Here is an 18,688-nt window from a genome sequence, read left to right as displayed (position 1 = left end):
GGAGAAATCATGTCTAATACAATTGCAAATGCAGTGCAAACGTTGACCAATAAAATTGTCAACGGCACACTTACCCCTCAAGAAAACGCGCAACTTGGTGTAGCTATTAATCAGCTCACTTCTGGCGCAAATGTAGAAGCCGCACTGGTTGCTGTAGCAGAGCAACACTTAGATACAGCCACAGACTCGCTAGGCCAAAGCACCGCGTCGCTGAATAGCGCAAAAGACGCTTTTGCGGTACAAGCAACACAAGAGCTGTCGAAAATTCCTGAGTTGATTAAATCAATCAATAATGCGACACAAAAAAGCTTTTATTTTAGCCAAACACCAGTGAATGCCATTCAAAACTTGAACTATCAGCAGCACCCTTCACAATACAGTAATACATCTACTCAAGCACCAACGAGCTATATTTCGATTGAAGACTTTGATACTAAAGAGATGTATTTTTATTACGATAGAGGCTACACAACATGGAGTACAAGTGATGTATATCGCTACGTTTCCGCGAAATTAGGAAAAATAAACGCTCAAGGTGAAGTAGAAGTCATTAGTCGAAAAATCTCGTTGACAGCGAGTGGTCATGGATACGGGTTACTACCATATCATGACAACACTGCCAGGCTATTTACGAGTAATGCCAATTACAATAGCGCTTCAGCGCTGACGATTAACATTCACAAAGCGAATAGTTGGTCAATAGATACCTCTATTTTAGTAGACTTTTCTGCATTAAAAGTGCGTAAATCTGATAGAGCGTTAATCTATGTGCGTGGTGGTAAAGCATATAGTCGTACATCGTCAGGGGAAGCGGAAATGGGTAAAGCAATTGCTAATAAAGCGGCTTTTGAGCAAGAGTTTACTACTCAAAAAGGCTATTATTCAGTCGAAATTCGGGCCTATTCACATAGCAATGAAAATATAAGTAGTCTCCAAGGGAGTTCAGACCAAGTTATTTGCACTCCGCCAAAGTTTGTTTGGCGGGCACGCCAATATGAATTTTCTCGTGAGCAGGGTTTAGTGCTAGGCCAAACTAGTCTTCCGGTTGATTTACATGGGGATGCTTGGCTACCTTATCACGACGTGACAAACTCTGATTACAGTAGCTTTAGTCGTTATTCAGGTGTTGCCCTTCTACCAAAAACAAAACATGCAGGTGAACGTCAAGTTAAAATAACCATTGGTTACCGCAAAAAGGATAATGATTTTTATATTACTCAGTATGATTGTCACATAGCCGCTATTAGCCGCCAGCATAACAAAATAATTTATATCAGCTCTTCTCGCATCGAAACCACCGAAGGCATTGCGCAAGCAATTTAAACCACGCTCAATTAATTTAAGGATATTACAATGACAGACTTTATTTTTGATAGCCAAAATCAGAGCGTTACGGTAAACGGGGTAACGCATTTAACTAACCCGCTCACAGGCGAAGTGTGGCAAAACGAGCAAGAAGTAGCAGATTACTTTGCGCCACAGGCTGATATACAACAAGCCTCTGAGCAAGCACCATTAGCACAGCTTGCATTAACTGATGTAACCGTGACGGGTGAAGCCGCACGCTTAGTGGGTGATATTCATTGGGTAAAAGTAGGCACGGAGTTTACATTAACTGCTGACCTGCAAGCTGCTGATGAAGAAGCGCCACTGCCTGATTCGTTAAACGATACTGAACTTATGCTAATGTGTGAGCGTGTGGTCGACGGCCAATTGCCTGTAGATGATATGCGTTACATCGCAACAATTAAAGATGCTAAAGTGTTGCTTAGCGGTCAGTTTGTAAACTCGGGCAACTATACCATCAGCGCTGCACGTGTAAACCGTGGCTTAGCGCGTATAGGTGCTGATTTTAGACTTGAATTCGAGACCGTTGAGTTTGACGCTTACCTATAATTACTAATACTTGTTTTCCTTCCTATTCAAAGCCCTCGCTAAATCACTCACTACATAGTTTTAAGCATATCTTCACAGAGCACTTTTGAGATGTTCCGAATGACTGTGCCTGAGTTAGTACGAGTATGCGAGTGGCTTTGCATTTCCAACAGCAAGGTAACTAAATTCAGTTAGTTGCCACTTCCTTTTCAAAACGGTCAAACTTGACCGTTTTCTTTTCTAAATAATTGCTACTATTTCAGCAAATTGAAACAGTGGTCTTTCCCGTAACGAAATGGGCATAGGGTTTTACTCTATGCCCATTTTTTGTTTGCGCGGTTTTGAATATTCATTAAAAAGCAGAGCCAAACTATGAGCAATCCTTTTACCTTGGTGCATGCTGACGTGTGCCGAGCATCCACCAGTACTATTTTTATTGATAGCATTGCAGCCGAGCCTGTCAACAATCCACTTACCCAAAACTTGCCTGTGTATGGTCGTGAGCAATATTTTGCTAACTCGCTCGTTCAGCCCCTTGTTCAACCCGTCTTGATCAAATTCACCTCATTTGGTAATACCAATTTAGGCAGTTTTGCGGGTGGTCACCAATTGGGTGAATGGCTGCAAGTAAACGAGTGTATCGTAGTTGGTGGTGAAAACCTTGCTTTGGTTAACCCAAACACCGGGGACGATAACTGGTTTAGTACGGGAAATACCATCAGCGAGCACAGCCAAGTTACCGCGCATATTATGATTGCCACCATCGGTGAAGGGGAAGAGTTTACCGCCATGCCGCAAATGGACGTAATCGCTGCGCCAAATCAATTTGCGCAAACCTTTCCCAAAGGGGTAATGGGTCGATACAACCTTAATCATGTACCCGATGGCAGTAACACGGCGTTTAATCTCACTCGCCAAGCTCAAGCCGATGGGCCTAATTTTTGTGCCTACAATCAAGGTGGAAGCTGGCTTGACGCTACCAATGCTATGAACCTGAATGTGGCCACCAATACCATTAGTAATGGGCAAATTTTAGCGCCCAATAACGTTGCTATTTATTTTTACGATGCCCAATAAACCACTTTGCCGAGCTGCTTATGTCAAAATCTAAACTGATTGATTTATCAAAGTTGCCGCCGCCTAATGTGTTACAACAGTTAGACTACGAGCAACTGCTTACAGAGTTAAAAAACAATTTATTAGCGCAAAACCCAGCGCTTGAGCAAACCTTGGGGCTTGAGTCTGAGCCACTTACTCAGTTGCTGAACACCTATGCCTATCATGCCATGTTGCTGCGCGCACGAGTGAACGACGCGGCTAAATCTACTATGCTCAGTAGCGCAATGGGCAGTGATTTAGATCATATTGCCAGTAAGTATGGCGTGGTACGTCAACAAAACGAAAACGACACGCGGCTGCGCGAGCGAGTGCAACTGGCGTTTCATAGCTTAAACACCGCAGGTACAGGTAAAAGCTACCGCTATCATACTTTGAGCGCTGATGAGCGGGTAAAAGATGTACATGTTGCCAGTCCCTCACCTTGCCACGTTGTGCTCACGGTATTAAGTAACGAGTCACAAAATGGCTTGCCATCAAGCGGTTTAATGAACACCTTACACGAGGCATTTGGGCTACAAGCGGGCGCGCCCGAGCACGTTTCGCATGTGTTAGAGGCGCAAAAAATTCGTCCTATTGGCGATCGCGTTGACATTGTGCCGGCAAAAATAAAGTCGTTTACGTTACAAGCTCATATCAAACTAGAGCAAGGCCCCGGTAACAGCCATGTTAAAGAGCTAGTACTTGAAAAAACAGCGCGCTTTATCGCGAAACAGAATGGCCTTGGGCAAAGCATCAAACGCTCGGCATTGTTTGCGGTGCTGCATCAAGAGGGCGTTGAAGAAGTTGAACTTATTCAGCCAAATAGCAACATTGTTGTGGCGCAAGATGAAGTTGCCTGGTGTGAAAACGGTTTAGATAACATCACCTTTGAGGTTGTGGCATGAGTCAATTGCACAATGGCACACAACTGCAAAGCGAACTACAAGTTGCAGCGCAACATCTTCTACAGCCAATTTTTGATGGCACAGACTTTATAGCAACACTTTGGGATGCACAAAGTTGCCCAACGTCTTTGCTACCTTGGCTTGCTTGGAGCCAAGGTGTGACGCAATGGGACGAAAGCTGGAGTGATACAACCAAACGTTTGGTGATATCGCAAAGCTATGAGCAGCATAAACATTTAGGCACCCGCTTTGCCATTATCAATGGCCTTACCCCATTTGGTTATAAAACGGACCTAAAAGAGTGGTTTGAAAAAACACCGCAGGGTGAAGCGGGGACCTTTTCAGTTGATGTGTCGGTGACCGACAAAGGCATAGATCAAGAGGTGATAGAACAGATCTATGACACCATCACCAATACCAAACGTGAAAGTGTGCAGTTTGATTTATCGGTGAGTTTGCTTAGCGAGTCTGAGTTGACGATTGCCAGTGCTGCTACATCAGGTATCACCGCCACAGTTTATCCATACTACGCCAGTGAAATCACCAGTGAGTCGTCATTGTGTATTGCACTTGTTAACCAATCTTTTAATCAAATCAAAGTATATCCTCGGAGTAGTTATGTCTCAGCCTCAATACTGGACCATGCTGACCCCAGCAGGTCGAGCTAAAATTGCCAACGCCATTGGCACAGGCCAAAAAATCAATTTAACCAAATTTGCCGTAGGCGACGGCCTAATCCAGCCAGATGCACAAGGGCTTACGAATGAACGCTTTAGGGGGCTAATCAATAGCTCTAAAACCCTTGATGAAAGCCCTTCGATGCTCGAAATTGTGGGGGTAGTACCCTCAACCGAAGGGGGCTTTTATGTTCGTGAAGCCGCCTTTTATACTGAAGATGATGTGGCATTTGCCATTGTTAAATATCCAGAAACATACAAACCCAATATTGCCGACAACGCCAGCGCCGAGCTTGGCATAAAAGCGGTGATCGATGTGGTACAGGCAAATGCGGTTAATTTAAAAGTTGACCCATCTATGGTGTATGCCACGCAAGAGCACGTTAGCAACGAAATCAACAAATTTATGGGCCTATTGTCGCTTGATGGTGGTGCTTTTTCAGATTCTTATCCTAATGCAACTAGCCTAGATGGAGGCACTTTATAATGGCAAACAAATTACAATTTAGACGCGGCCCTGCAGCCAACAGAACCAATGTAACCCCCGCAAGTGGTGAACCCATTTGGCTTACCGATAGCAAAAAGCTGTTTGTAGGTGATGGTCAAACCCCTGGTGGTATTGATATTTTTGACACCCTTGGCAGCGCCATTTATAAAGATGCTGGCACAGGTGTAAATCAGGTATTGACCCTTGATGGCAGCGGTAAAATTCCAGAAGGCGTGCTGCCAAGCTTAGCCATTGGTCAACCGTTTGAAGTAGCAAACCAAGCGGCGATGCTTGCTCTAACGGCGCAGCCGGGCGACTTGGCAATTCGTACAGATGAAAACAAGTCATATGTGCTAAAAGCCACACCTGCCAACGTGCTCTCAAACTGGATTTTGCTCAGAACCCCAACCGATAACGTTTTAGCTGTAAATGGCAAAACGGGTGCGGTAACAATTAATAAAAGCGATGTTGGTCTAAGCAACGTCACTAATGAATCTAAAGCACAGTTATTTACCTCACCAAACTTTACAGGCAACCCAAAAGCACCCACTCGCGCGTTGTCTGACGATAGCACTCATATTGCCAACACCGCATGGGTAAAAGATTGGGTTAATTCATTGGGCTTAGCGGTTGAAGGCGGCGACATTGACGGAGGCACATTTTAATGGGTCGAAAGATTCAATTTAGACGCGGCCCCGAGGCAGAACGGCTACAAACCGTGCTTGCCAACGGCGAGCCGGGTTGGTCCCCAGAGGCTGAGCAGTTGTTTATTGGTGACGGGCAAACTTTAGGTGGTGTGCCTGTTGAAATGGCTCGTACTCACATTATCACAACAGATACAAACGCAATTGTCGGGTGTAAATATGCGTTCAAAGCTCCGTGCAAATTACACTTACCCGCAACAGCTGCCGAGGGTTCGCGTATTGAGTTTTGCGTACTTAGTAGCTCAACTGTAGATGACAACAACAAAGCACAGATTTTGGCGACAAATGGGCTAATCAAAGATAGCGAAGTGGGAACAGAATATCACACCTCGATTTTCACTGAGCGCGTCGCCATTTTTACTAATGCGAAATGGGAGATTTTATGACTGTACTGACAGATAAAATAGCATCAAACAATTTTGTAAACGGTGAATTTCCAAATGCAGCTTCTCAGTTGCTTCCATGGCCTGAATCAACATTTAGAAACCCACTCAGTAGTCTAGATGTAGCGCTAGATATGGCGATACCGAACGAGCATGATCTAAATGGTGGTTATCTAGTTATCAGCGCGACAAACATAACGTACTTTAACAGTGATAATATTGCGCAATGGACATGGAATGTGCGAGATTATTTGTCTAGCTATCGTTTCTATTATACAGATTTAGATGATTTTAAATTCCCTAACCTGATTTACAATAAAAATGGCGTATCATATTTGATCACGGCATTACATGAAAATGGCAATAGTCATTTCAGGTTGCTCCGCGTAAATTTGAATGATCGAACGTATGTGCTGAGTAGCGATACACTGTCAGTCGTGCAAATTTCATTGGGTATATTGGAAAATAATACGCTGTTCTGTACACATGAATTTGCAACATATAGTATCGATTTTGATACGATGAAATTTCAGTCTCGTCTATATACTAATTATATAGGGCCATTATCGCACAGCAGAAATAACAACAGTCCAGTATACTTAGAGGGTGTGTCATTATTTAACGGTTCAGTCACGCTTGGGCCTTCTTTTGTAGGAAGTTCAGGGGGCGATGCGCGATTCTCATATGATGTTTGTAGCATCCCTTTCTCAGTAAATCGTAATTTTAATACTACGAATGGTGAATCTAGCAAATGTATAGTTCGTACAACTCACAACCTGTCGTTTAACTCTTTTTCAGGTCCGCTGGTTCAAATATCCAAAGATTTGTTTATGTCTATTGGTAGTAAAAAACGTTATTCAATTTGGAGTGTTACCGATAATCGCAGAATCTATTTTACAAGAAGCGCGCTTGAGTGTTGGGCGAGTGATTGTATTTATGCGTTTTCAGGTGCGAGATTAGGAGTTTAAATGCGCGTATTAATAAAAGTTAATAGCGGCAGTATTGAAGAGCAATTACAGGACGACCCTGTCCAGTTTAAGCAGCAAGAAATTGTTTCTATCGATGAACAATCCTATTTATTTGCTGATTACGTAGGTAATAAGCAACTGGTTAGTGATTTTGATGTTGATATATTTTTAACGCAACGCAATGACGAAAACGCATTGAAATGCGTGGTTATTGATAATGTATCAGGTCAGTTAGATGGCTATGTGAACCATGACAATGAATTTACTGTGCCCCAACAATCAAACGATGTAATAGCAACGGGGCAACTGGCTATACCTGACCGTAAATTTAAGGTGCCGTTCAAGCGCATCGATACGGGGCGTATTCAGTTAATGCCAGCTCAAGTGGTAAACGGTCAATTAACCATGCCATTGAAGTTTGAAACAAACGGTATTTGGATAGTTAACCAAGAACTGTTTAACACTGACTTTCCTGATATGCCTTTTGAGATGGGCGAATATCGCTTTTCAGTTATTTAGTTAATCTAAGTATCAAAACGTCCTCTAAGACTTAGTTGTTTAAGTCTCGATTACCTTTTCAAGGAGTCAAATCGATGACCAGTTATATCGATTTAAGCAAACTCCCTGATCCCAACATTATCGAATCACTCTCATTTGAAGCCATCTATAAAGCGCGTAAGGCGCGCTTTATAGAGCTTGCGCCAGACTATGCGCAGGCGCTTGAACTTGAGAGCGACCCGTTAACTGTGTGGCTTCAGGTAGAAAGCTATCAAGAACTACTACTGCGCCAGCGCATAAACCAAGCGGCGCAATCCAATTTATTGGCCTTTGCTAAAGGGGCTGATTTAGAACACCTTGGTGCCTTCTATGGTGTTGAGCGCGTAACCAATGAGCAAGATGATGACTATCGTCAGCGCATTCGCAACAATACCATTGCATCAAGCACCGCAGGCAGTGCCGAGCACTATCGTAATCATGCCATTAATGCCGCACCTAGTGAGATTGCCGATGTGTCGGTAATAAGCAAAGAAGGCGGTAAAGTGATTGTTACTGTGCTCGCCAAACAAGCGCTGGATGATACAACCCTTGGTGAGACGCCACAACCGCAAGATGCACCACCAAGCAAAACCACGGTTGAACGTGTTAAAGACAAAGTATTGGACGATGGCGTTAAAATGCTCACCGATTCGGTTACTGTGCAGCCTGCTGATATGAAAATGGTTGATATTGAGGCTGACATATATTTACAGCCTAATACTTCTGCAGAGGTGTTTAACGAGCTAGAGCAGCTGTTACGTGATGCATGGCGCAATGAGGCAAAGCTTGATTGGGACTTAGCTCCGAGCTGGATAAGCGCACAACTGCACAAAAGCGGGATAAGTCAGGTCGAAATTAAAAAGCCGGATGGGTTAATTAACATCACGCCAGAGCAATGTGCCGTACCGGGCGATATTAAACTCACACTGTGCGTGAGGTAACAATGCAACAACTTTTACCCCCTAATCATAGCCCGCTGCAGCTCAAAGGCTTGCAAAGTCAGGATCAAGCAACATTGTTTGATGGCGCAATTGCTAACCTAACCAATATGAAAGCCAATCCGCACGACGCGCAACTTATGTGGCTGGTGTGGGAGTATGGTTTAGAAAGCATTTTGCCTTATAGCCAAGACGTGCGCAAAACCCTAAAAGACGGGCTTGCATGGCAACGTATACGTGGTACACCAAAAAGTTTAACCACCGCCCTTGGTTGGCTCGAACTCAATAACGCGCAAATAGAAAATACCCCGCCGGGGCTGCATTACTATACCTATCAACTTGATGCAGGCACGGTGCCCGGTGATGAGCGCTTAACCAAAGTAGTTAATTTAGCGCAGCTATCGGCGCCGGTGAGCAGCGAACTGACGCGGGTATATCATGGCTATGATATTCGCAAGCAAACGTTATCAAGCCAAGGGTGTGCGTTTGGTCATGTGCTTAGTGATTACTCTGGTGTGATGTTTAAGCATCAAGGCAAAGGCTTGGTTAAAGCCAGTTTTGGCCGAACTCAAAAACACTTTGTGGATGCAAGCGTTGAGCAAATTAGCTTTGCTCACCAGCGCAAACGCAGTCAAATAAGTGAGCATTTAGATGTTCAAGAGACCGGTCGCTACTGCTTAACCACCAACCAGCCATCGCATCTGCCTAACATCATTGTGCGGAGTCGTTTATTTAGTCAACAACGTACCCTTGCACAACGGGTGTGGTTAGGTCCATGGCATGACCGTTGGCAAAACGCCAATTGGCAATCACAGCAATTATGTAGCGTGCAAATGAACTATAAGCGCATCACTAATGTGGCACCATTAAGCTTCTCGGGCGCAAGCACCGGACGAATGAACTACGGCACGTTAAACCTAACAGCTAAAGTGCCAAACGAGTAGCGCTAAGCCATTCGGCTACATTCGCAGGCGATTAACCTTTGGCGCGTTCGCGCCTTCTTACCTTTTCACATTGTAATATCCATTGGAAACCAACATGAGCGACCCAAGCACATTTACGCCTATCGTGTGGACTGAGCAAGGCTTGAGCAAACTGCTTAGCGCCTCTCAGCAGGGCATTAGTATGGCGATCACCCATGTGTCGGCGGGAGATCAAGCCTATGCTCCTAGCAACACACAAACCGCACTTCGCAACCAGCTACAAATAGTCCCCATTGGTGGTGCTGAAATTATTGACGACGACCAGTTTGGCAAACAGCTGCGCTTTAGTGCCTTATTTGATGGCCCACAAGAATACCCAGTAAAAGAAATTGGTATTTGGTCAACTGAGCAAACCTTAGTGGCTGTATACAGTGTGCCCAATAAGCAGTTGAACTATAAATCAGCTGATGCCGCGTGGCTCGAGGTGTTTAACCTCAGCGTATCGGCACTGCCGAACGACAACATTACCTGTACGGTTGGGGTTAACAACGCCAATGTGTTTTTAACCGAAGAACTGCTCACCATGACTTACGCGCAAGTCTTGCAAAGTAAAAACTTGACCAAGCAAATTCACCAAAACTTTTTACTGAACAAACGGTTAAGAAACGCCGGATTGTAAGGAATCACCATGAGTATAGATTTAAAACTAACTGAAATTAATGCCATTGTTACTGAGCAAACCAACGAAGTATCAAACCTAAAAACCGCCATTGAAGACTCTTGGCAAGAAATAGACAAAGTACACGCGCTTGCCAAGCAAAACCACCAAGCCGCCCGCAATTGGCAAACCAAAACCGGCAAAGTCACGTTTAAAGACCTAAACGATGCAGAATACCAAGTTGATACGCTTGCAACGCTTATCAATGAAACACAAAAAATCAATCCTCATCCAGAGGTGATGACCAAAGCCCAGTTTGATGCGCTACGCCAAATGCGTAAGCAACAATATGCAGGAAGTGGGTTTGTGGAGTGGGGTTACGGAGATTTGACTAATAATGCAGTCAATAATGGTATGTGGGCATATCAGAACAAATTGAATTTGGGACGTTCAGGTAAAACAAGTGGTTGGGTTGGTGAAGATAAGTCATCTAGCCCATTTTCAAAAGTGGTGGTTGATGGCGTATCTCATGAGCTTCAGTCGGTGGATTATCCATACGGTATCGTAAGCTGTAAATTCCCCCCAGCCCCCGATGGCACTAAAACTTATGACTCTGCAACGGGCAAGGTAACCGAGCATGGCAATGCTGAGCCTGCTTTTGGCGGCGTAATCAAACAGGCTGCCTTCAGTGTAGATTATGATTTGCCGGTTTACCCAGAGCCTGAAAAACCTTGGCATATGTTTGCAAACCCATCACGAGGTAGCGCTTCTATCTTGAATAAACAATTGACGATAATTGATGATGGAACAGGGGGAGAAGAGCGAGTTAATTATGCAAAACAAAACTTTACTTTAGAGCCAAACACAACATACAAAGCGACATATTATTTAGCTGAGTATCAACGCTCAGGTGGCGTCGACGGTATTAACTTTATCGTAAATAATGCGGGCACTGAGAGGTTTAGCTTTGTTGCACACACCAACGGTGATTCAGGTTACTTTGAACTTGAGTTTACAACTGGGCCTGAGGGTGGCGCGTATTACATAATTTTATATGCGGGTGATAATGGCTTGGCGCGATATAATCAGGTGTCGATTCAGAAGTCGACTGAGCAGGTGATCACCTCTCGTAAAGATCTAGTATTTCTAGAGTCGTGGCATGAAAAAATTGCCGATAAAGATGTGGTGTACCCCTTAGGGAATGTGCAATTCGGTGCAAGCACTTACGAGGGCATTGGCCTTGCTAATAACTTAGTCGGCCAAGGTTACTCAGCCTTCGGTGAATGGGACACCAATACTAAAGGGTACGGGGTTAAATGGTCCACGCTATCAGCCGCCAACCGCGTGAAATTTTTAAAAAATCCCGAGCATAATATTTACTACGACCCAGAAGCCAAAGCGTATATCCAAGTGCGGTATCGAGTGAGAGTGGTTGAAGGGTTGGGTGACGGACATGGGAGTTTTGTATCTAATAATGCAGATACAAGAGGTCTTGGAGGTAGATATGACAATGTAAATACTCGTTTCCAAGTTCCGCCCCAAGGTGCTAGTTTAATTAGTCCTAAAAACTATATGAATTACTCTGAACAAGGAAACTATTTACCATATAGATATCATGCTCAGATGAACATCGAGCCTCAGTTAGGTTTATATGCGGCTTCAAAAGATGGTTCGGTAGGAAGTCGCACTGATTTTGCTCACCAAGGCCAATGCTTTGCAATCCCGATAGCTTTAGTCCAACGCTTAAATCAAGGGGCTTATCATCCAAGTTATAACCCGATGGGTACTGGTAGAAGAAGGATCAGCGGCGGGTACTATTATACGTGGTATCAAACTCACGACCAGCTTACTGAGATCCGTTCGGTGTATGATTGTTTCGATAGTCAGGCGAATAATGGTGGAGGGAATAAAGGAGAACATGGTTTTTCATATATTGAGAATGGTTCGGTGTATTGTGGTCGTTCTGATCAATACAAATATTACGACGCCATCTACGCAGGGCAAGTGGAAGACTTACGCTTAAACGCCAATAAGCTAGATGTAAACCAGCTACGTGAAGACACCATGCGTAAAGCAGTGGCGGGGACGTTGCGGGGTAAAGAGGGCCCGTTATTTACACAATTTAAGGCGCTACATAAAGGTTATCTCACTGGTTCAAACTTGCAGAATGCGATTTTTAAAGATTCCCCAAATAACGGTACATCTCTTGATTTGTACGCGAATGGCTTCCCAAGCGGCACGCCCATTATGATGTGGCAACCGTCGACCAATACGACGTTATACGGTCAAGTTTCAACAGCAAACAGCCATATGATGTTAACAGGTAACCCCAGTAATTTAGGAAAAGGTGGTCATGTTATCCCCACAACGTTGGGCATTAACATGAGTGATGTGTGCTACTTTGCAGAAGTTAAAAAGTTATCTGCTGGATTCGACTCACTCCCTTGGGTTGATATCATCGGCCACCCAGAGCGTATTGCGGCCACGTTCCCTGATGGTGTGGTTGGGCAGTGGATACCAAAATTACCAACTGGAGAAATAGAACGGTTTACGGCGAATCGAAAGGCCGCTGGCAGGCAGTTTGGCGTATTCACGTTAGATAACGGTGCATCATGGGGAGTTACGTTATCGACATTTCATAGTGTCAGTAACGACTTTACAAATGGTTGTGAAGTTAATCGCGTTCAGTTAATGCACTACGAATCACCTTCAATATGTACAGAAGCGAATGCTCTGGTGAAGGTTATAGGGAATGTGGGTAACTGTTACATTACAAACAGCTCAGAAACACATTTGGGTAACCGTTTACAGCCAAGTTTAACGTCACAAATTGGTATTAATAATACAAATAACGCGGTACATAACCTTGTAACGACTTCATACTCCTTTAATGAATCATCAGAGCCTCGTGATGAATCATTTGGTGCCATTTACCAAAACTGGCGCCATGCGCCTATAGAACTTAATGCGGTAAACAATTCCCCTGCTGTCAAAGTGTTACCTACTCTCACAGTGAAAAATGGTTTGTATTACCTACAATTCCACGGTGCAGAACTAAAACACAATAGAACAGACTGGGGTGACGACCAGACTATCCCAATCGTGAATGGCGAAGACATAAAAACCGACCTCAACGGCAATACGGTGAAAGTCTTTTGCCATCACACTCAGTTGCCATTGGGTATTGCCAGTCAATAACGGGTAACCATTGCTTCTAAGTACTTTCTTTTAAAACAACGAGTAAACAAGACTGTAATTCAGGCGTTGGGGTAAACCGAGCGCTAATAGGGCAAAGTTGACCGATATTTTGCCCTTAATCTGGTTACAGTATGCGTATTGTGGAAAAAGCACCCAAGTGTGCAATCACCACAAAAATACACGGCACGCGCTCGCGTGTTGTTCAAGGGCTGAGTTTGGTCTGTTGGAAGCCAAACTCAGCCTTCTATTTACTCGTTGGACCTTCATTTATACATGCACGTTACCCGTATCTTGGGTAATAAAGTGCGCCCTAAATGCAGGTAAAGGAAAGGAAAATGACCATAGAAGCACAATTGGCTCTGTTACAAAAAGCGGTGACAGAGCAAACCGATGCCAGTGTTAAACTGGCAACCGATGTAACCGATAGTATTAATGAAATTGATCAAGTAAAAGCCGATATGCACGGCACTCATGATTTGATCAAAGCAAACCACCAAGCCATTAACGATTGGCAAACCAAAACCGGCAAAGTGTCGCTTAAAGATTTAAACGGTCAAAGTTATCAAGTAGACAGCCTGTCGGATTTAATTAACGACACACAAAAAATCAACCCACACCCAGATGTCATGACCAAAGCCCAGTTCGATGCGCTGCGTGAGATGCGCAAGCAGCAATATGCAGGGTCAGGGTTTGTGGAGTGGGGGAAGCATAATCGAGCCTCTTCAAACCAAAAAGTCAATGAAGGTATGTGGCAGTGGCTCAGTCCGAGCTTTAAAAATGGCTTAATAATGGGGGAAGTGTCCACAAATATCATAGATGGGGCTTCTAAATCCATTTACCCAAAGGTAGTTATTGATGGCACTTTGCAGCATGTATTTGGTGTAGCTCATGGTTCAACACAAACAACCTTAAAATTTCCCTCCGCTCCTGATGGCACTAAAACTTATGATTCTGCAACGGGAAAAGTAACCCAATATGCCAGTGCTGTCGAGGCGTTTACTGGGTTGATTAAAAGTGGCAGTTTTGACTCTGGCGAAGGGTGGGTATTGCCTGAAGGTTGGAAGATTGGCAATAACCTGTTGTCTTATGATGGCACGGGGGGGCAGTATTACAAGCCAGTAAGTCTAAGTAACGAACCTTTAGTTAACGATAATGAATATGTTTTAGAGGTTACAGTTAGCAGTATTGACTCGGGCAATATCTCAGTCGCTGTCAATAACGAAGCATCATTCACCAACCCATGGGGGCGCTTAGATATCGACTCTGTGGGTACGCATAAAATTAAATTTAAAGCACCAGCCTCAGGTGAAGCACGGATCATTGTGCAAAACAACAATGCGCAACAAAAGGTATCTATAAGTTCAATATGCTTGCGACCAGCTACAGAACAAGTGATCACCTCTCGTAAAGATCTAGTATTTCTTGAATCATGGCATGAAAAAATTGCCGATAAAGATGTGGTGTACCCACTGGGCAATGTGCAATTTGGCGCGAGCAATTACGAGGGTATCGGTCTTGCCAATAACCTAGTGGCACAAGGGTATTCTGCCTTCGGTGAATGGGACACCAATACCAAAGGGTACGGGGTTAAATGGTCAACACTTTCCGCCGCTAACCGCGTTAAGTTTTTAAAAAATCCCGAACATAATATTTACTACGACCCAGAAGCCAAAGCGTATATTCAAGTGCGGTATCGTGTGAGAGTGGTTGAAGGGTTGGGTGATAATTGGAACAACAATAGGTTCCTTGCGCCGCAAACGGTAAGTTATTTTCACTATCTTGGCTCAGATAATGCAGCGAATAGCCGTATAATAACAAGAGGACAACTAGACACCAACTTAGATGTATCTAATGTTACATCGGGGGATTATGTAAATGGGTATGTATGCAAATCACCTTATGACCTTTTTCCAGATAAAGATAGTTCACACTGGCAGCCAAGAAACAATCAAAATAGAACATGCGCATACAAAAGTCAGTGTTTTGCGATCCCAATCGCATTAGTTCAACGCTTAAACCAAGGGGCATATCATCCTGTTTACAATCCGATGGGTACTGCTCAGTGGGGAGGGAGAAATTCTGAAGGCGGTGATGAGCTTGCATATCGTTACCCATGGTCTGCGGCTGGAACGCATGAATCTTGGGGGATGTATGCTACATCTACGTTGGATGCATTTGTGAAAAGAACTTCGGCCCCCAATGGTCTAGGGACAATTGGCAATAACTCAGGCCGCCCTGACCAATATAAATATCACGATGCCATCTACGCAGGCCAAGTAGAAGACTTGCGCTTAAACGCCAATAAGCTAGATGTAAATCAACTACGCGAAGACACCATACGTAAAGCCGTGGCAGGGACGTTGCGTGGTAAAAACAAGCTAGTGTTTACTAATGTAAAAGCTAAAAAGTTAGCAATAGCAAATACTTATGCAGGTAAATACTATATCAATCTATTTGGTACCGTTGACCAACAAAACGGCTATGAAATAGAGCCTGAATGTAGGAAGTTCAGCTATTTGTATAACAGCACTCGCGGCACCCTTCTTTACGCTGCATATGTAGAGCCCAGTGGCAATATTTACACCTCTGACAAGCATGGAACACTGCTTGACAATAGTTTTCAGAAAATTACTTCAAGCACGCTTTTAGATTGGCAAGTTGGAGATGATATTTATGTAATTAAAGGGGTTCCATTATCCAGCGAATTCGACTCGCTTCCTTGGACTGATATTATCGGCCACCCTGAACGTATCGCAGCAACATTCCCTGATGGTGTGATTGGTCAATGGTTGCCAAAGCTACCAGATAACTCTTCTGGTTATCCGTTAAACCGTAAAATGGCTGATGGTGTGTTAAATGCAAGTTATACGAGAGACTTAGGTCAAACATGGACAAACTCTAACGTAGGTTTTGATCAAATCAAAAACACCAGTTCAGGCAGCTGGAACCCGGATATCGTCGCGTTGTTAAGTTATAAAACGCCTGCACAGTTTACTGAAGCATCCAGCCAACTCGGCATACTAGGCGATGTAAGTAACATTTACGTTACGCAAGCAAACCAAACTGCCTATGGCAACCGTTTACAGCCAAGCTTAATAGGTAAGGTGGGTACACGTTCAAATGGAGCGTTGATACATGAAGAAGTGGCGGTTAATAAACTCAGTAGATATGCACCAACGGGTCAATTGACGTGGACACAATCTCTAGGGGATGAACCCAAACACGCGCCGCTGAATTTAGATAGCCAAACCGAGCCATCTAGTGCGGTTAAAACATTGAGCACGGTAATAGAAAAAAATGGTCTTTTGTATCTGCAGTTTAACGGAGCGGAGTTGATGTACAGTACACCTGAGTTTACACAGATAAGAGATACGAACTTAGGCGCAAATATGATTGCGGGAACTCTTTACTATGTGCACCCCGACGCAGGTACAACCGCAATGGATGGGCGATATTGGTATTGTAAAACATCGTCTAATGTTAACTGGAACGCATCAAACTGGGTGATTTTAGCCAATGGGACTGTGGGTGTTCATCATGCACCAGACAGACTTGAATATTTAATTCCTATCGACCCTGCATCATGGGGCGACGACCAAACCATCCCAATCATTAACGGTGAAAACACCAAAACAGATTTAAACGGCAACACGGTGAAAGTGTTTTGCCACCACACACAACTGCCGCTGGGTATTGCCAGCCACTAAGGACAAATTATGGAACAAACAAATAATGAGACTGCGTCAGCGGTCGACTCAACTGTGCCTGAAACACAAGCGATTAATGAACAAGCAAGCACTGACAGTGCGCAGCAATTGTTTGAGCAGCCAAGCATCAGTTATGACGATGTGCTAACAAAAATGGCACTCCGTCACCCACAAGAGCAAATCGAGCAAGCGTTAAAAACGGCTATTGAGCAAGAGCAAGCCGCCCATGTTGCTGCATATCAAGCGTGGGAACTTGAAGTGGTCGAAGTGGAGGCGGAGCGTCAAGCTGCGCTGGCTCACAATGCCAACCTAGATGCTGATAGCGATGAGTTGATGGAAGTCCCTGAATTACCAGCTCAACCACAACTAGATTTATCGCTACGTCGCCAGTGTTATCGCACAGAGTATGTTGAGGTTGACCTTGCATTAACCACCGAAGCAACCCCCGCGCGTACTGAATATGACGACGAAGCTTTGGTCGCTTATATCTACCCAGCAACGCACGCACACAGTGAAGCGCAAATCGCACAAGTTAAGCGTGAACGTTTTAAGCAAACACGTATGCAAGAGCTTGCCAAACTGACCGTAGAAGTTGACGGGATGGAGTTTGATGCAGATGAGTTAAGCCAACAACGTATGGCGCGCGCGCTGGTGGTCATGCAAAACGATGAGAGTACATCATGGGTATTGGCAAACAATGACGTGGCGCAAGTGAGTAAAGCGCAGTTGTTTGAGGCCTGTAAATTTGCATCAGCGCAACAAACCGCATTGTGGGTTAGCCAATAATTCACTATTAATGCAGATTTAAGCCCGCTACTGCGCAACTAGAGTCGTTCGTCATCCTGAACTTGTTTCAGGATCTTCTTGCTCTCAGCGCCCAATGCTGAATGTAAGCGAGATTCTGACCTTCGTCAGAATGACGGATTGTTTGTCATCCTGAACTTGTTTCAGGATCTTCTTTCTCTCAGCGTCCAATGCTGAACGTCAGCGAGATTCAGACCTTCGTCAGAATGACGGATTGTTCGTTATCCTGAACTTGTTTCAGGATCTCAAGACCTTTTAACGACTCGCACAACGCAGAGGCGGGCTTTTTTGTGCGCGTTATTTGCCAACATTATTTATTTTAAGGAGTACACAGTGGCCATATTGACTCGTGCAGGGCGCATTGCACTGGCTAAGTCCATTAAGCAAGAAGATATTTATCTGGCGTGGGGGCAAGGTGCAATTGAGTGGGATAACCAACTTCCGCCAGAGCAAAGTGCTAGCACACAGCTGACCTCAACTTTAGGTTATCGCAAAGCAACTCGGGTGTTGTATTGCGAGGTAGATCAAGAAAACGGCGAAATTCAAGTCCCCAATGGGCGTTATAAAATTGTCGACTATCCAACCCCGCACTTGTATTGCCAATTTAACTACGACTTTGAAGATGGCTTATCAAAAACCGTTCGAGAGTTGGGTTTAATGGTAGGCACAAAGCCTAATGCCGATGTGCCAAATGGCAAACCGTATTTACTCCCCAGTGAAGTGTCGCAAATTGGCACCTTGATGCTACTTGAGCATCGGCCCGCGATTTATCGCGACCAAGGGGTACGTGAATCTTTTGAATTTGTAATAAGCTTCTAAGGGAGCA

Annotated in this window: 17 protein-coding genes; all 17 read left to right on the top strand. The window is 44.3% G+C overall.

The window, feature by feature from the left end; translation table 11 throughout:
• Positions 1–9: 9 nt before the first annotated feature.
• Positions 10–1,323, top strand: coding sequence for a hypothetical protein (locus HG263_RS02985; protein WP_171624582.1), 1,314 nt, complete (start codon positions 10–12; stop codon positions 1,321–1,323).
• A gap of 30 nt (positions 1,324–1,353) precedes the next feature.
• Complete coding sequence (locus tag HG263_RS02980; RefSeq protein WP_171624581.1) at positions 1,354–1,896, top strand: hypothetical protein; 543 nt, start codon at positions 1,354–1,356, stop codon at positions 1,894–1,896.
• Positions 1,897–2,247: 351 nt separating this feature from the next.
• On the top strand, positions 2,248–2,952 hold the full coding sequence (locus HG263_RS02975; RefSeq protein ID WP_171624580.1) for a hypothetical protein: 705 nt from the start codon (positions 2,248–2,250) through the stop codon (positions 2,950–2,952).
• Between the two features lie 20 nt (positions 2,953–2,972).
• Positions 2,973–3,878 (top strand): baseplate assembly protein, encoded by a 906-nt coding sequence (locus tag HG263_RS02970; RefSeq protein ID WP_171624579.1) that lies wholly within the window; start codon positions 2,973–2,975, stop codon positions 3,876–3,878.
• Positions 3,875–4,546 carry a phage tail protein I gene (locus HG263_RS02965; protein ID WP_171624578.1) on the top strand — a complete coding sequence of 224 codons (672 nt, stop codon included), beginning with the start codon at positions 3,875–3,877 and terminating at the stop codon, positions 4,544–4,546. The genes HG263_RS02970 and HG263_RS02965 overlap by 4 nt, the downstream gene beginning before the upstream one ends.
• Positions 4,497–5,042: a phage tail protein gene (locus tag HG263_RS02960; RefSeq protein WP_171624577.1), complete on the top strand. Its 546-nt coding sequence runs from the start codon at positions 4,497–4,499 to the stop codon at positions 5,040–5,042. The genes HG263_RS02965 and HG263_RS02960 overlap by 50 nt, the downstream gene beginning before the upstream one ends.
• Entirely contained in the window at positions 5,042–5,707 is a 666-nt protein-coding gene (locus tag HG263_RS02955; RefSeq protein ID WP_171624576.1) for a hyaluronate lyase N-terminal domain-containing protein, read from the top strand. Before HG263_RS02960 ends, HG263_RS02955 begins: the two co-directional genes overlap by 1 nt.
• Positions 5,707–6,132, top strand: a complete 426-nt coding sequence (locus tag HG263_RS02950; protein WP_171624575.1) for a hyaluronate lyase N-terminal domain-containing protein — start codon at positions 5,707–5,709, stop codon at positions 6,130–6,132. The genes HG263_RS02955 and HG263_RS02950 overlap by 1 nt, the downstream gene beginning before the upstream one ends.
• Positions 6,129–7,097, top strand: a complete 969-nt coding sequence (locus tag HG263_RS02945; protein WP_171624574.1) for a hypothetical protein — start codon at positions 6,129–6,131, stop codon at positions 7,095–7,097. The genes HG263_RS02950 and HG263_RS02945 overlap by 4 nt, the downstream gene beginning before the upstream one ends.
• The gene (locus HG263_RS02940; RefSeq protein WP_171624573.1) at positions 7,098–7,616 is read left to right on the top strand and encodes a hypothetical protein; all 519 of its coding nucleotides are present in this window, start codon (positions 7,098–7,100) and stop codon (positions 7,614–7,616) included.
• Positions 7,617–7,690: 74 nt separating this feature from the next.
• Positions 7,691–8,575: a baseplate assembly protein gene (locus tag HG263_RS02935; RefSeq protein WP_171624572.1), complete on the top strand. Its 885-nt coding sequence runs from the start codon at positions 7,691–7,693 to the stop codon at positions 8,573–8,575.
• Between the two features lie 2 nt (positions 8,576–8,577).
• Positions 8,578–9,516 carry a phage tail protein gene (locus tag HG263_RS02930; protein ID WP_171624571.1) on the top strand — a complete coding sequence of 313 codons (939 nt, stop codon included), beginning with the start codon at positions 8,578–8,580 and terminating at the stop codon, positions 9,514–9,516.
• Positions 9,517–9,610: 94 nt separating this feature from the next.
• Positions 9,611–10,174, top strand: coding sequence for a phage tail-collar fiber domain-containing protein (locus tag HG263_RS02925; RefSeq protein WP_171624570.1), 564 nt, complete (start codon positions 9,611–9,613; stop codon positions 10,172–10,174).
• A 9-nt stretch (positions 10,175–10,183) separates the two neighbouring features.
• The gene (locus HG263_RS02920) at positions 10,184–13,351 is read left to right on the top strand and encodes a hypothetical protein (RefSeq protein WP_171624569.1); all 3,168 of its coding nucleotides are present in this window, start codon (positions 10,184–10,186) and stop codon (positions 13,349–13,351) included.
• Positions 13,352–13,686: 335 nt separating this feature from the next.
• On the top strand, positions 13,687–17,058 hold the full coding sequence (locus HG263_RS02915) for a hypothetical protein (RefSeq protein WP_171624568.1): 3,372 nt from the start codon (positions 13,687–13,689) through the stop codon (positions 17,056–17,058).
• A 9-nt stretch (positions 17,059–17,067) separates the two neighbouring features.
• Positions 17,068–17,844 carry a DUF4376 domain-containing protein gene (locus tag HG263_RS02910; RefSeq protein ID WP_216628334.1) on the top strand — a complete coding sequence of 259 codons (777 nt, stop codon included), beginning with the start codon at positions 17,068–17,070 and terminating at the stop codon, positions 17,842–17,844.
• Between the two features lie 351 nt (positions 17,845–18,195).
• Entirely contained in the window at positions 18,196–18,681 is a 486-nt protein-coding gene (locus HG263_RS02905; protein WP_171624567.1) for a BW3TFN family phage tail fiber component, read from the top strand.
• Positions 18,682–18,688 lie beyond the last annotated feature (7 nt).

Source organism: Pseudoalteromonas caenipelagi (assembly GCF_013140855.1).
Taxonomy (GTDB): domain Bacteria; phylum Pseudomonadota; class Gammaproteobacteria; order Enterobacterales; family Alteromonadaceae; genus Pseudoalteromonas; species Pseudoalteromonas caenipelagi.
Note: the sequence above shows the minus strand (reverse complement) of the source record. Positions and strands in the feature narration are given on the sequence as shown.